This window comes from Streptomyces sp. NPDC056160 (assembly GCF_042268205.1).
Taxonomy (GTDB): domain Bacteria; phylum Actinomycetota; class Actinomycetes; order Streptomycetales; family Streptomycetaceae; genus Streptomyces.
In genome coordinates this window covers 1-14,427 of record NZ_JBHJUW010000179.1, presented here as the reverse complement: position 1 = coordinate 14,427, position 14,427 = coordinate 1, and the positions used below count along the sequence as shown (strand labels likewise).

At 69.9% G+C, this 14,427-nt stretch carries 9 protein-coding genes and 7 pseudogenes; 8 read left to right on the top strand and 8 right to left on the bottom strand.

The window, feature by feature from the left end:
• Positions 1-150 precede the first annotated feature (150 nt).
• Entirely contained in the window at positions 151-285 is a 135-nt protein-coding gene (locus ACFC02_RS37775; protein WP_376366818.1) for a hypothetical protein, read from the top strand.
• A gap of 508 nt (positions 286-793) precedes the next feature.
• On the opposite strand, the gene ACFC02_RS37770 is transcribed toward ACFC02_RS37775, so the two are convergent.
• Positions 794-1,168, bottom strand: coding sequence for a winged helix-turn-helix transcriptional regulator (locus ACFC02_RS37770; RefSeq protein WP_376366817.1), 375 nt, complete (start codon positions 1,166-1,168; stop codon positions 794-796).
• A gap of 78 nt (positions 1,169-1,246) precedes the next feature.
• On the opposite strand from ACFC02_RS37770, the gene ACFC02_RS37765 reads away from it, so the two are divergent.
• Complete coding sequence (locus tag ACFC02_RS37765) at positions 1,247-1,657, top strand: RidA family protein (protein ID WP_376366816.1); 411 nt, start codon at positions 1,247-1,249, stop codon at positions 1,655-1,657.
• A 497-nt stretch (positions 1,658-2,154) separates the two neighbouring features.
• Here ACFC02_RS37765 and ACFC02_RS37760 read toward each other — a convergent pair.
• Positions 2,155-2,715, bottom strand: a pseudogene (locus ACFC02_RS37760) (alpha/beta hydrolase).
• Between the two features lie 199 nt (positions 2,716-2,914).
• Between ACFC02_RS37760 and ACFC02_RS37755 the strand changes: the two are divergent.
• Positions 2,915-3,723 (top strand): annotated as a pseudogene (locus ACFC02_RS37755) (helix-turn-helix domain-containing protein).
• A gap of 37 nt (positions 3,724-3,760) precedes the next feature.
• Here the strand turns inward: ACFC02_RS37755 and ACFC02_RS37750 are convergent.
• Positions 3,761-5,017 (bottom strand): MFS transporter, encoded by a 1,257-nt coding sequence (locus tag ACFC02_RS37750; RefSeq protein WP_376366815.1) that lies wholly within the window; start codon positions 5,015-5,017, stop codon positions 3,761-3,763.
• 97 nt (positions 5,018-5,114) lie between these two features.
• Between ACFC02_RS37750 and ACFC02_RS37745 the strand changes: the two genes are divergently transcribed.
• Entirely contained in the window at positions 5,115-6,050 is a 936-nt protein-coding gene (locus tag ACFC02_RS37745) for a LysR family transcriptional regulator (protein ID WP_376366814.1), read from the top strand.
• 923 nt (positions 6,051-6,973) lie between these two features.
• Here the strand turns inward: ACFC02_RS37745 and ACFC02_RS37740 are convergent.
• Complete coding sequence (locus ACFC02_RS37740; protein WP_376366813.1) at positions 6,974-8,461, bottom strand: hypothetical protein; 1,488 nt, start codon at positions 8,459-8,461, stop codon at positions 6,974-6,976.
• 593 nt (positions 8,462-9,054) lie between these two features.
• A pseudogene (locus ACFC02_RS37735) lies at positions 9,055-9,189 on the bottom strand (oxidoreductase); the annotation flags it as partial.
• Between the two features lie 233 nt (positions 9,190-9,422).
• On the opposite strand from ACFC02_RS37735, the pseudogene ACFC02_RS37730 reads away from it, so the two are divergent.
• Both ACFC02_RS37730 and ACFC02_RS37725 read left to right on the top strand, forming a co-directional pair.
• Positions 9,423-10,184 (top strand): annotated as a pseudogene (locus tag ACFC02_RS37730) (transposase); the annotation flags it as partial.
• A gap of 286 nt (positions 10,185-10,470) precedes the next feature.
• A pseudogene (locus ACFC02_RS37725) lies at positions 10,471-10,648 on the top strand (IS110 family transposase); the annotation flags it as partial.
• A gap of 33 nt (positions 10,649-10,681) precedes the next feature.
• On the opposite strand, the pseudogene ACFC02_RS37720 reads toward ACFC02_RS37725, so the two are convergent.
• Positions 10,682-10,990: pseudogene (locus tag ACFC02_RS37720) on the bottom strand (helix-turn-helix domain-containing protein); the annotation flags it as partial.
• Between the two features lie 154 nt (positions 10,991-11,144).
• Between ACFC02_RS37720 and ACFC02_RS37715 the strand changes: the two are divergent.
• The gene (locus ACFC02_RS37715) at positions 11,145-12,488 is read left to right on the top strand and encodes a M64 family metallopeptidase (protein WP_376366812.1); all 1,344 of its coding nucleotides are present in this window, start codon (positions 11,145-11,147) and stop codon (positions 12,486-12,488) included.
• Positions 12,489-12,786: 298 nt separating this feature from the next.
• Here the strand turns inward: ACFC02_RS37715 and ACFC02_RS37710 are convergent, their stop codons facing one another.
• Positions 12,787-12,981: a hypothetical protein gene (locus ACFC02_RS37710; RefSeq protein WP_376366811.1), complete on the bottom strand. Its 195-nt coding sequence runs from the start codon at positions 12,979-12,981 to the stop codon at positions 12,787-12,789.
• Between the two features lie 69 nt (positions 12,982-13,050).
• A protein-coding gene (locus ACFC02_RS37705) for an IS5 family transposase (RefSeq protein ID WP_376366810.1) occupies positions 13,051-13,868 on the bottom strand; the annotation gives its coding sequence in 2 pieces (ribosomal slippage) (positions 13,051-13,511 and positions 13,511-13,868; 819 coding nt in all).
• A gap of 138 nt (positions 13,869-14,006) precedes the next feature.
• Between ACFC02_RS37705 and ACFC02_RS37700 the strand changes: the two are divergent.
• A pseudogene (locus ACFC02_RS37700) lies at positions 14,007-14,427 on the top strand (IS5 family transposase); the annotation flags it as partial.

The window sequence follows — 14,427 nt, the reverse complement described above, 5'->3', positions numbered from 1 at the left end:
AACGCTCGGCTGGGAAACCCCAGCCGAGCGCCTGCATAAACTGCTCACGGCCTGATCAACACAACCGCGTGTTGCAACGACCGCTAGAAACCGCCGCTCCTCGACGGCCCCTGTGCGGGGACCGGGCACGACCAGGGCACCGGGCAACTGGTGTGCACGCTGGCACGCGCCCAGTCCGTGCTCGTCCCGCAGGTCAGGGCCGACGACGTGGAGGTCACCCTGCGGCCGGCCGGCAACCCCCCGCTGGGCCCCTACCGGTGCGCGGAATTCCTCATCTCGCCATAGGCGGTGCGCACGCAGGACGTGCTGTGCCCGGCGCGGCGGGCGAGTTCCTCCAGGCGGTAGGGGCGGTTCCCGCGCGGAACTCGCGCCCAAGGAACGGGAGTTGGCGGATCCGGGAGCCGGCGGCCCCTTCTGTGCCTTGAGGTCGTAGAGCGTGAGCAGCAGCGGGTCCGTCCGGAGATCCTGGCCTGAGGCTGGGGTCTGTCGAACCGTTGCGTCGGCGTCCCCCCTTCAGCGGTCCGGCGACCAGGCTGAGCAGTACGGCCAGCGCCTCGCCGCTGCTGGGCATGAGCGTCGGCCGAGCAGGATCCGCGGGCGGCCCCTCAGCACACTCGAGCGGTCGTGTCCCGAAAGCATAGGGCCCCAGCAGGCGCGTTTGCCGCCGTCAGTTCGCTTCTTCGGGCTGCCGGCCGGGCGGGCTCTCCACACCCGTGGGCTGGTGCTGTATGGCCTGGAAGCGCCTCGCCGTGTCCTCTTCTCGTCCCGGCCCGACGCCTGGGTAGGCAACGTCTCAGAGGCCGGTGTCTTCCTCGCGTTCGTCGAAGTCTTCGCGTGCGCGTGCGATGGCGGGCATGTTCTGCGAGGCCCAGTCCAGCAGTACGTCGATGGGATGCCGAAGGCTCTTGCCGAGCGCTGTGATCCGGTACCTGACCGCCACGGGTCGGGTAGAGACGACCTCGCGCTCGATCACGCCGTTGCGTTCGAGACGCCGGAGAGTCGCGGTCAGCGACTTCTGTGTGACCTGGGGGATGGCCCGGCGCAGTTCGTTGAAGCGGTACGGGTGCTCGCAGAGCTCGTTGAGAACGCTGAGCGACCACTTGTCGAGTATCTGGTCGAGCAGTTCGCGGTGCGGAGTGTCGATGCGGAGTCCGTCGGCGGTATCCATGGCGAAACCTGGTCTCGTTGAAGTGTCCTTCTTCTACTAGGTAGCTTCAAGATACCTAGCCTGAAGGAGCGAAACCCCATGACCGTTCAGCACTTCACCCCGGAAGGCATGCTTCAGCCGGTCCCGTACCACCACGTTGCCGTGGGCGCCGGGGCGAAGCATGTCCACGTCAGCGGCCAGGTCGCGCGCCAGGCTGACGGGACTCCGGTCGCGCCCGGTGATCTGGCCGGACAGGTCGCCCAGGCACTGCGCAACACCGCCGTTGGTCTGGCGGGCGCCGGCGCGACGTTCGCGGACGTGCTGCGTCTGACGTTCTACGTGACCCGGTGGGCCCCGGAGAAGATCAGCGACTTCATGGCTGGTGTAGAGGCCGTGGCCGAGGAGATCGGCCTCCGAACTCCCCTGCCTCCGGCCTCACTCATCGGCGTCGCGTACCTCTTCGAGCCGGACGTGCTCGTCGAGGTCGAGGCGACCGCGATCCTGGACTGATCTCTTCGGGCCCTGACTCCCCAGCAGCCGCGTCACGGCCGGGTGAAGCTGGTTGGCGGTGCCCGGACCGAGGCCGCCGACCGGCCAGACGGATACCGCCGTCTCGGAGGTTCGTCCGGTCGGCCTGCTCCTGCACCCGGCCGTCGGCGGCCGGGTGCAGGACCCTGACGGTGCCGGGCCGCGCGCATGGTGTGCCACCGGTGAGGGAAAGGGGGAGTGGTCAGCGGGTCTATGGCGCGTAGGCACGGTCGTGTGAGGGCCTTTCGCCCGCGGTCGGGAAAGTCGGTGACTGCGTCGTCCGCGCACTGGTTCGTGCCGCATGGGTAGACGTCGTGACTGCGCTGGTCGGCGGTGACATCGTGGCGCGTGAGCCGAACGCCTGCCGCGCCGCCCGCCCTCGGCACCACGCAGGAACGCCGGAGACCTTTCCCGCCGCCGCAGTACCTGCGGCGCGTAGCGAAGTTGCAGCCTCTGCTGGTGTGGCCCGCGGTGACGGGTCACCCGGCCAGGTGCTCGCCGAAGAACCCGGCGAGTCCGGCGACGGCAGGCGTGACTGTTCGTCCTTGTCGTACAGGTCGATATGGGTGGCACCGCCGATGACGAACAGCTTCTTGGGCTCCGCCGCCTGCTCGATCGCTTCCCGGCCGAAGCAGGCGCTCTCCGCCTGCGAACCGACGGTCATCCCTTACGGAAGGCCGACCCGAGGTCCACGGCACTGACCGTGGCGACGGCCTTGATGCGGTGGTCGGTCTGGGCGGCGAAGGGGACGTACCCGCCGGACGCACAGATACCCAAGGCTCCGATGCGCTCCGGGTCGACGTCGTCACGGGTGGTCAGACAGGTCACGGCGGATTTGATGTCATCGGCCCGCTGGAACGGGTTCTCCGTCCCACGCGGCTCCCCTCGCTCTCGCCCTGGTAGGCGGCATCGAAGACGAGCGCGGCGAATCCCTCCCGCGCCAGACGCTCGGCGTAGACACTCGGGCTTTGCTCCTTCACACCGCCTCCCGGATGGGAGATGTCAACGGCCGGCAGCCCGCCGTCGACGTGCTCGTGGATGCGATCGCGGACGGCAGAGAGCCCCTGAGCCGGCCCACTGCAGGTCTTCGCCGCCGGGCAGCCGTCCCGGCGGCCGCGTCACCGACACTCGCACGCGGCACGTGGGTGGGTAAGGGGCTCCTTCTGTCCCTGGACACCGCTGTCCTGGGACACGGCAGGCCCACTGTCACAGGGCCAGTGGGCTGTACCACTTGTGCCTATGAACAGCAGCAACACCCGCGACAGCGAACTGGGCGCCTTCCTGAAGGCGCGGCGCACAGAATTGAGCCCGGCCGAAGTGGGGCTGCCTGACGCGGCCGGCAGGCGCAGGGTCAGGGGTCTGCGCCGCGAGGAGGTGGCGTTGCGGGCGTCGATCAGCCCCGACTACTGCACGCGCCTGGAGCAGGGCCGCCGCCAGGCGTCCGAACCCGTACCGGACACCCTCGCGCGCGTCCTGCGGCTCGACGATGGCGAGCGCGCCTACATGTTCGAATTGTCCGGCCGGGAGGCTACCCGGCCGCGTCGGCGCACCACACAGAAGGTCCAGCCGCAATTGTGGCGGCTACTGGACGACTTCCCCACCACACTGGCCGTCATCCTTGGCCGGCGCACGGACATCCTCGCCCAGAATGCCATGGCGGCCGCCCTGTTCACCGACTTCGCGCGGATCCTGGAGAAGAACCGCAACTTCGTACGAATGGTCTCCTGCGAGCCGGTCATCAGAGCGCTGTACCAGGACTGGGAGCGGGCAGCGCGGATGACCCTGGCGCAGCTGCGCATGGAGGCCGTCCGCGACCGCAAAGACCCACGACTCAGCGAGCTGGTGGGCGAGTTGTCGCTCCAGGATCTCGACTTCCGGCGCGGCGGGGTCCGCTCACCCTCGACTCGTCCTTCCTCACCTCAGCCGACGACCCCGACCAGCAGCTCATCACGCTGACCGCCGAGCCCGGCACGACCAGTCATGACCACCTGCGCCTCCTCGCATCGCGGACCATGGCAACCGCCGACCGTCCGGAAGCGGACCGGTAGCGCTCTGCTGCCGGTCCGCTGAGCCCCTGATGTTCCGTCACGTACGGGCGTCGGCGCGCCGGGCGGCAGGCGCGAGAAGGGCGATCGCCACCAGGACGACGCCGACGGCGGCGGCGAACCAGAGCATCGCGGTGGTTGGCGACACATACCGGGTCGCAAGGCCGACGCCCACGGCCGGGCCGATCAGACCGGTGTACGCGACCAGGAACAGCGCGGCCATGGCCTCGCCCCGCTGCTCAGGACGCGACACCCGCAGCGTGCGGCCGACCGCGGTCTTGAACAGCACGCCCGCGCCGGCCCCCAGGACGAGCGCCGAGGCCAGGAACAGACCCAGGCCCCTGGTCACCATCGCGGCCGCCAGCAGCACCAGACCGAGCAGTTCACCGGCCGTGCCCAGCAGCAACTGGACGGTCGCCGACAACCGCGCCGAGGCGATCTGCGCGAACGGCGCCACGCCGAAGATCAGGAAGGCCACAGTGCCGGCCAGCAGCCTGGAGGGGTGCCCAAGGCTGCCGCCCACAAAGCCGGGCGCGAGTGAGGTGAACAGGCCGAACACCGCGAACGCCGCCACGGTGGCTGCCGCACCCTGCGACCAGCCCAGCGCCGAGCCGCTGACCCGGGGCCGCTGCAGCCGGTAGCGCGGACGCCGCGCGACCGGGACCCGGACGGTTTCCGGGGCTACGAGCGCCAGCAGTACGCCGGAGCCGGCCAACAGTGCGAGGAACAGCAAGTAGGGCGTCAGCAGCGGCCCCGGCACCCACTGGGCGAGTGCCCCGGAGATCAGCGGACCGGCCCCCAGGCCGCCCAGGTTGGCGATGCCCGACACCGTGTCGAACCGTCCCCGCCCGGCCGACGGGCGGGCCAGATCGTGGAGTTCGTGCAGGTAGGCCATGGCGGTGGCGGTCACCGCGCCGATCCCGAGTCCCGAGACCAGCCGCCCGGCGACCAGCACCGGCAGCTCCGTCGACCAGGCGAACATCAGCGCGGCGACGATCTCGACGGCGACCGCCGCGAGCAGCACCGGCTTGCGCCCCACGTGGTCGGAGAGGTGCCCGACGGTGACCAGCGCGGCTATCACCCCCACCGCGTAAACGGCGAAGACGTACGTGATCACCAGGGGTGAGAACGAGTGCCGGTCGGCGTACAGCGCGTACAGCGGCGTCGGGACGGTCGAGAAGGCCATCGTGATGAAGAAGACCGCCGCCGCCAGCCAGAAACCGGCCTCCCGGCGACGGCTCGGCACGGGCGGCGAGGAGGCGGGGGGCGCAGCGGCGGGTGTGGTGGTGGACAGCATGGACGTACTCCGATCTGGATCTGCGTCCCCACCACCGTCCCGCCTGGATTGAATCAAGTCCAACGATGGATACTGATAGCAGCCATCGGAAACATTGATGCGGAACATCGATGCCGACCGCTGCCTGGAGGCAACCGTGGAGCTGCGTCACCTCGAGTACTTCGTCGCCGTGGTGGAGGAGCACGGCTTCACCCGCGCCGCCGCCCGGCTGTGCGTCGTGCAGTCCGCAGTGTCCGCCGGCATCCGGTCGCTGGAACGAGAACTCGGCGCCCGGCTGCTGCACCGGACCTCCCGGGAGATCGGGCTGACCGAGGCAGGGGAGGCGTTCCTGCCCGCCGCCCGCGAGACCCTGGCCGGTGCGCAGCGCGCCGTCGACGCCGTCGACCGGACGCGCGGCGGCCTGCGCGGACTACTGCGAATCGGCACCATGAACACGGTCGGTTCAATCGACCTGCCCCGGGCACTTGGGCGGCTGCGCCGGGCCCATCCGCAGGTCGTCGTCCGGCTCGGCACGCGGCCCGGCGGCTCCCGCGACCTGGCGCAGGCCCTGCGGCGAGGCGAACTCGACATCGCCGTCCTGTCGATCGGTGGACCGCCGCCGCCCGGACTGCTGATCGCCCCGCTGGAGAGCCGGCAGATGTGCGTCCTTGTCCCCGCCGGGCACCCGCTGGCGGGACAGGAGGCGGTGCGGCTCGCCGACCTGGCAGGGGAGGTCTTCATCGACCACCCCGCCGGGTACGGCAGCCGCACCATTGCCGACCGAGCCTTCGAGGACAGCGGCATCACCCGGCACGTCGCCCTTGAGGTCGGAGGCTCCGAGCACCCCGCCGCCTACGTCCGCGAGGGCCTGGGCGTCGCGGTCGTCGCCACACCTCGTGCGACCGGGCCCGCCGGCGTGTCCCGGCTGCTGATCGCCGACGCGGACCTGCACTGGCAGGTGTGCGTCGCCCGCTCCCGGGAACGGGCCGCCAGCGCTGCCGCTCTGGCGCTTGAGACGATGCTGCTCGACCATGAGCCCGGCAGCAACAGCTGACCGGCGGCCGACACCCAGGACGCAGTGGACGCGCGACCCCGGACACAGGGGGGTGCGCGGCCCGCTGGAGGGGCTGGCCGAGCAGCGCGGTCGTCCCGACCTCAAGAACACCCCTGCCGGCCCCAGAGGGTCGCGGCCTGCAGCCGGTCCATGACGTCCCCCGGCCCTGCTCGCGCGCGGACTGCGGCTCCGCGCCCAGCACGCCGAGGACCAGGACCACCGCGCCGTCGGCGGAGAGGCCGCATCGCCGAAGTCAATGGCCACCGGGCCGATTAGGGGGGCAGTGGCTGGGCTGATTCGTCCGGGCTCGTTGCCCATATAAATTTCTGCGGTGCCCGTTCTTCCTGCGGTGCCCGTGCTTCCTGTTCCTGTGCTGCTCGTGCTTCTTGTGCTACCCGTTCTTCCTGTGCTGCCCGCGCTTCCTGCGCGGTACGCACTGCGCGGCGAGCGCGTTCTCTCAGCTCGGCAGCCCCGGCTGCATCCTGCGGCAGCGCGGGCACAAGTTGTTCAAGCTTGCGCCAGCTCGTGACGCCCAGCTCAAGGGCCAGGCAGTGCCATTGCACAGCGGCTTGGAGGTCGTCGTGGTCTATATCGGCCAGTCGCAGGGCTGCTTCCCCCCTTGAGCCTACAGATGTGCTCATGGCGACCCTGGTCAGGACAGGACGCCGGGGCGGGAGACTCCACGAAGTTGTTCACACAGGCCCGGCCCGGTCCGGGCCTCGAACGCACCATGCGCGCCGAGATGATCGACTGGAACGGCCGCCCTTGGCTCTGGCCCAAGACCGCCGACGGATTCCCCTTCAACGCCTCGGTCCGCGCCCCGGGGTCGGTGAGAGGCGCCGCCGGGCGGTGCCTCTCACCGGAGACCGTCAGCGGGGCAACCGGGCGACCGGAGACCCGGACAGCTGGGCATCCGGTCAACCTCAGTTCGAAGCCAGCTGGTTGGCGATCTCCTTGTGCCACTTCTCGGCGTCGGCGGGGTCGTTCAGGGACGCTGTCCACGCCTCCTCCGTCATGTGCAGGTTCCCGGGGCCCGACTTCAGCGCGACGAGCAGTTCCCGGGCCGAGGCGCGCAGTTCGGGCGAGGTGCCCTTGCCGGCCGGGACCTCGGGGCCCGCGGCGAGGCCGTAGAGGGTGCGCGCCATGGCGTCACGCTTGCTGTGTTCGGCCTTCTTCCAGAACTTCAGCGCTTCCTTGAGGGCGTCCTGGCGGGAGGCGGGCTCGGCTGTCGTCTGCTCGCCCTCCTCCGTGGGCGGAGCCCAGCGCTCGGGGTGGCGGGCACCGTCGTAACGCTTCTTGCCGGCGCGCCCGGCCTTGTACGCGGTGACCGAGAGCAGGAGCCCCGCCGCTGTCGCGGCCAGCGCCCAGCCGACCGGGTTGCTCGCCAGCGTCCCCGTGGCAGCCGCTGCGATCGCCACCGCGCCGCCGGCCGACCTCACGCCGTCCCCGACCGCGCCGACCCCCTGCTTCCAGAGCTTGTTGCGCTGCTTCGCCAGCGCGTAGTCCCGGGCGGTGTTGAGGGCGATGGTGTCCTGTGCCTTCTTGACGTCGTCGGCGGCCTTCTCGATGCTCGTGAAGGCCGCACTGGTCTGGTCCAGGGCGGCGCCCAGCCGGTCCGCGAGGCCCTCGTCGTCGCCGTCATGGGCACGCTCCAGCGCGACATACGCCCGCGCGAGCGCCCAGTGGCTGTCCACCTCCGCCGTGTGGAGCCGGTTGATTTCGGGCTCCTGCACCGGCGGCGCGGGCACGTCGATCTTCTTGACGTTCTGGTACTTGCGCGTCGTCAGCCCGAACCGGCGCGCCGCACGGACGCTCTTGACGCCCGCGACGGCGCCGACCATCCCGCTCCCGGCCTCGGCGACACTCGCCGCCGTCACGAGGCCCTCCGCGTGCAAGGCGTTCTTGGCGACGCCGATGAAGTCGGAGGCGTCGGTCGCCGTGTTCTGGATCGCGTCGAGCATCTTGGAGGGGTACTTCTTGCGCGGGGCGTGGGAGGAGGGACCCGTCGGGTTCTCCTTGGACTCCTTATACGCCTTGGTGGCGTCGATGACGTTGTTGACCGCTGTGACCCCGTCGGTGAGCCCCATCTCGGCACCGGCCGCGGCGGTGGACGCGCCGGCCTGCTCCGAAAAGTGCGTGTCGGCGTTCTGGGACGACTTCCAGTTCATCTCCGCGTTGGCCGGGACCATGCCGCGCAGGACAAAGGTGTCGAGGACGTCAAGGTGCTTGTTGGCCCGCTCCAGCGCGCTGGCGATCCGCTCCCGGATGTTCAGCCCGGTACGGGACTTCCTCTTCGCTTCCGGCTCGGCCTGCTCGTCGGCGGGCTTCGCCGTATCGTCGTTCCCCGCGAGACGCTGGATGACGGCGGACGCGGCCTTGTTGCCGGCGAGCGCCTGAATGGACCCCATCATCGGTCCGATGCTGTGACGGCCCGGCGCCCCCGCCAGATTCGTCGCGCCGCGTATGAGAGGTCGGGGCTGTGGAACGGCCGGCTGCCTCGTACGGCTGTCGAAAGCAGTGTTACTACCCACCGGTGTCCTTTCCGTGCTCGTGCTGACACCGGGTGCATGGCAAGTCGGGGCATCCGGCGGGGCCTTGCTCCCCCACAGTATCGACTGCCCCATGGCTCTCATGGAAGGTGTTCCTCGCCTCGCGTTCGTTCTGTGTATCACTTCTGTACACCGGTTCGTGGCCATCGCGTTGTTCTGGCCGCTCCGGGCCCCGGCATCAGTGCCGCCGTACCGCATCAGCCGCCCTCGCCGGACGTCCCCGCCCCCGTCCCCGCGGCGGTTCCCAGCCCCTGCGGCGCCGCGATCGTCAGCGCGGCCGCGCCCGTGTCCAGGGCCGGCTGCATCCCGGGGCGAAGTGCGAGCTGTGGTTGACCAGGACGTCCTGGGCCACTGTGTTGTCACGGACCGGCCGCGAACTTCTCCGGGCTCGCGTACGAGTGTCATCAGGTAGTGGTCCAGGCCGAGGCGTGTGCCGCCTTTGGCGGTCAGCCATTCGCGGCCTCGTCGAAGTCGGCAAGGGCAACGGCGGCGCCGGAGGTGGCGAAGGAGCGGGTGGCGGCCAGGCTCACGCCGGAGGTGGCGCCGGTGACGAAGGCGACCTGGCCGGTGAAGTCGCAGGCCGAGAGCAAGCAGCGCACGCTCGCCCGCCGGCATCACATCCGATCCGCCCTCGCCCCCGGACACAGAGGCCGGCCCTGTCGTGCTCGCAGTGACCGAAGACCCCGCATGCACACGACGCTGTGGCGGCAGCCCACCGTTGCCTACCGGTAGTTCGTTAAATCCGGTGGTGGTATGGGTTGACGGCAGGTCGGGTTGGTCGTAGGCGGGTGGTACAAGTCAACTGCCTTGCTGCAAGCTAAAGATGACCGCTCGACGTCCGTGTCTGCCTGCGCCGGGGCCGTTGGAGGATTACGCGGCCCGGTTCGACGACCTCTTCTTCAGCCTGGCCCAACGACGGGGCTTTCGCGAGTACCTGACCGGTCTGCTGGCGCCGCGGGAGCGGAACAAGACGATCACCTGCCTGGCAGGGGCGGAGCCGGTGGCGGGTGCGGGGATGCCGGGGGTGCAGCGGCTGCAGTTCTTCCTGTCCGAGTCTCCCTGGGAGGTCGAGCTGGTCAACGACCGGCGGCTTGAGCTGCCGCGTGAGGGGGCGGCGACGGCTCCACACGACGGCGGGGTGATCGTGATCGACGATTCCGGGGACCGCAAGGACGGAACTGCGACCGCGCACGTGGACCGGCAGTGGCTGGGCCGGTTGGGCAAGACCGACGATGGCATCGTCACGGTGACCACGGTGTGGACCGACGGCCGCGTGTACTACCCGCTGCACGCGACTCCCTACACCCCTGCCCATCACTTCGCCCGCGGCCGCTCCGATCCAGCCTTCCGTACGAAACCGCAGCTGGCTGCTGCGGCTGCTGCCCTCGCGGCCCGCGGGAAGGAGGCGGGCTTCGGCTGCCGGGCGGTGGTCGCCGGCTGCGCCTACTCCGTCAGCGACGACTGGTACCTCGCACTGCGCGAGGCCGACCTGGCCTACGTGGTCGCGCTCAAGCCGCACCCCGGCACCTGGGCCCCGGCCGACCAGCCGCACACCCCCATCGAAGCCGCCCACGCCCTGACCTGGCGCGATGCCAAACGTCCCGGCGACTGGACACCCGTGGAACGTCACTTCCGCGACCGACACACCGAGACCTGGTGGGCCGCCGATGCCCGCCTGGCCGGCTACGGACCCGACTCACCCTGCCGGCTGGTCGTGGCCACCACCGACCCGGCCACGCTGCCGGACAGTGCCGAGACAGCCGACGGGCCAGACCCACTCCGTCGTCGAACAGGGACAGACGTTCCGGCCCACAGGGCTGCTGAGGCACGTAAGACCCCGCACTCCTCGTCGGTCATCATCGTGCTGGGTGACCCAGCGCCGCAGACTGAACCGAGGCGGCGACCGCCAGGCCAACGCCGCTCTCTACCGGATCGTCCTCAGCCGCCTGCGCTGGGATGTCCGCACCCAGGACTACATGCGGCGACGTCTTGACCGAGGGCAAGACACGCCGCGAGATCATCCGCTGCCTCAAGCGATACGTCGCACGGCGCGCGCGGTCAAGGGCAGGAGCTCTAGCCTCCAAGTGCCTGACGCTGACAGGCGGCCGCCCCGCCGAGGGTGCCGGTGGCGAGCAGGCGGCGGGCGTCGGTGAGGGCGAGGCGCAGCTCGGTGGCGAGCTGGGCGGAGCGGCCGGTGGTCAGTTCCTCGTAGGTGGTGCCGAGCCGCTCGGCCAGGAAGCGCAGAACGGTCTCGGAGAGGCGGACCCTGCCGGCCTCCAGTGCGGAGATGTACGCGGCCGTGTACGCGGGCTCGGCCAGTTGCCGCTGCGTCAGGCAACGTTCGGCACGCAGGCGCTGTACGCGCTGTCCGATGACAGCCGGTTCGTCCATGGTGCGTTCCTTTTCCTGCGGTTTCACATCCGCAAGGGCATTGTGCGGCACTGGCAGGGAGCCCTAAGTTAAGCACCCTGTTAAGCATGTTGACATGTGCACTTAAGGTGCTTGTTCTGGGGAGAGATTGTTGCGCCCGTCCATACGCAGATCAATGGCGGCGGCCACGGTGGCCGCCGCCGTCATGACCGCCCTCGCCATCGCCCCCGGCTCCGCTACCGCGGGCGCAGGCCCGGAGACGACCGGGCGGGTCAAGGTCGAGATACCCGGCCACGAACACGCCGAAAGCGGTGAGCACGGGCACCACGATGCCGGCTCCGGCTACACCTGGGTGCCGTCCGCCCGCAAGGCCCATACCGCCGCTCCGCTCTCCGCGGCCGAGACCCGGGCCGACGGCGGTGTCGCCAAGGCCATCGATAACGGCCCCACCGCCGACCGCCTGGACGTGGTCGTCATCGGCGACGGCTACACCGCCGCCGAACTGGACCAGTTCCACATCGACGCCAAGGAGAAGTGGGCCGAGGTGACGGCCGTCGAGCCGTACACCACCTATCAGAACCTCTTCAACGTCTGGACCGTCGACGCCGTCTCCAACGACTCCGGAGTCTCCGGCGACCCGGGCCAGGACGTCGCCAAGGACACCGCACTCGGCTCGTACTTCTGGTGCGACGGCATCGAGCGGCTGCTCTGCGTCGACGAGCAGAAGGTCGACTCCTACGTCGCCAAGGCCCCCGAGGCCGACCTCGTCATCGTCCTCTCCAACAGCACCAAGTACGGCGGCGCAGGCTACAACACGCCCAGCGAGACGCTCGGTTACGAGGGCATCTCCACCGCCTCCGCCCGCAACGACAGGTCCGGCCAGGTCGCCATCCACGAGACCGGCCATTCCCTCGGCAAGCTCGCCGACGAGTACTTCTACGCCGACTACCCCGGATACGAGCAGTACACCGGCGCGGAGCCCGCGGAGTCCAACATCTCCGCCCTGAGCGCGGACGCCATGGGCGCCCAGCGGACCAAGTGGTACCGCTGGCTCGGCGAGACCTCTCCCGACGGCGGCACGGTCGGCGCGTACCAGGGCGGCGGCTACTACGTGGCGGGCCTCAACCGGCCCACCGACGCCTCGATCATGCGAGTGCTCGGCAAGCCCTTCAACCTCCCCGGCCGCGAAGCGATGATCGCCGGCTTCTACCGCCACGCCTCCGTCGCGACTCCCCTCACCCCCACCGACCGCACGCTGCGCCAGCGCGACACCGCGCGCGTCGAGGTGCCGCGGCTGGCGGGCGAGCGGCAGCTCGACATCCAGTGGTACCTCGACGGCAAGCCGCTGACCGCTCAGGCAGGCCGGACCGCCGTGCCCGTCGCCGCGTTCCACCTGGACTCGCGGGACGGCCGCAACCACCGCCTCACCATCGTCGTCACCGACCGCACCGACGCCGTGCGCGACCCGGCGATCGCCGCGACCGTCCAGGACCACCAGTCCTGGACGGTCCGGCACTGACCCCAGGGCTGCCAGGACGTGGAGCCCGCCTTGCGGGCGGCCTCCACGTCCACCGTCAGCCCGTCACCGGCGTGCAGGCGCCGGAACTCATCGAGCTCTATCGCTTCCAGCGGCAAGACCACCGGGGACTCGGACACTGCGTCACCGATCACGGCCGTCTGCACACGCCGCAAAATCGACTATCAGGAGCGGCACGCGGTGGAGTGCGGCATCAATCGCCTCAAAAGACATGGGACGGTGGCCGCCCGCTACGAGAAGCTCGCCGTCCGCTACGAAGCAACCGCCCTCCTCGCGGCCATCAACGAGTGGCTGTGACCAGCACATTGGCCTGGCCGAGGATCGGGTCGACCGGCTTGCTGAAGGCGGTGCCGGTTTTGTGGGGCGGGACGTCGAGGAGGCAGATCGCGTCGCGGGCCAGGACCTGCTGTGAGTCACCGGTGACGGGGCCTCCGTCGTGCTGCCAGCGGATGCAGCCCACCCTCAACCGGGCCATCTCATTGCTGCGTTGACCGGAGAACAATCAGGTCAATGTGACCGCACGGACCAGTTCTAAGAGCTTGTCTCACGTGGTGGGTTTGGTGAGCTTCTTGTAGCAGGTCAGGGCTGCCGCGAGTCCGAGGAAGGTCAGGAAGTGACTGCCTTTTCGCTCGTACCGGACGGTCAGGCGGCGGTAGCCGAACAGCCACGAGATGGACCGCTCGATCTTCCAGCGGTGCCGGCCGAGGCGCTCGCCGGACTCGATGCCGGGTCGGTCGATGCGCGGGACGATGCCTCGTGCGCGCAGCCACTTCAGCCTTTCGGCGGAGTGGTAGGCCTTGTCGGCGCGGAGCCTGCCCGGGCGGCATCTGCGGGGGCCGCGCCGGGAACGGATGGCGGGTATGCCCAGGACCGGCGGCAGCAGCGCCTGGCTGTCGTGGACGTTCGCGCCGGAGAGGCCGAGCGCGAGCGGTAAGCCCTGTGCGTCGGACAGGATGTGCAGCTTGCTGCCCTTCTTGCCCCGGGCGACCGGATTGCGCCCGGTCAGCGATCCCCCTTTTTCGCACGGAGGGAGGCGGCGTCCACGATCACTGAGGCCCAGTCCACATCGCCGCGGGCTCCGAGTTCATCCAGGACGGCACGGTGCAGCCGCCGCCACAACCCGTCCCTGGTCCATGCGGAGAACCGGCGGTGCGCGGTCGCCGGCGAGACACCGAACGTCTCCGGCAGGTGCCGCCAGGCACAGCCACTGGTCAGCACGTACACCACAGCCGTGAACACCGCTCGCTCATCAACCGGGGCCGTGCCTCCACCCTGCGGACGGGAAGCGAACGAAGGCAGCAACGGTGACACAAGCGACCAGAGTTCGTCAGGAACCAACCGCTGTGACAAACCACCACCCATGACACGGCATCATGCCGCACCCGCCTCAAGCCACGTGAGACAAGCTCTTAGAGGTCCTAACAGAAGTTGTTGATCAAGTGACCGTCGGCTTGTCTCCTCGTTGGTCGGGACGTGGGTAAGCGTGAGTCGCGGCCGTGGATCGTGTCGGACGACCTGTGGTCGCTCATCGAGCCGTTGCTGCCGGAGCCGGGCCCGAAGCTGGTGGCGGGCCGGCCGCGAGTGCCGGACCGGCAGGCGTTGTGCGGGATCCTGTTCGTGCTGCACACCGGGATCCAGTGGGAGTACCTGCCACAGGAGTTGGGCTTTGGATCCGGCATGACCTGCTGGCGGCGCCTGGCCTCATGGAACGAGGCCGGCGTGTGGGAGAAGCTGCACCTGGTGCTGCTGAGGAAGCTGCGGTCGGCGAAGAAGCTCGACTGGTCGCGGGCGGTGATCGACTCCTCCCACGTGCGGGCGGCCCGGCGGGGCCCAAAAGCGGGCCCAGCCCGGTCGACCGCGCACGGCCGGGCAGCAAGCACCACGTCCTTGTCGACGGTCAGGGCGTCCCGCTCGCGGTGTC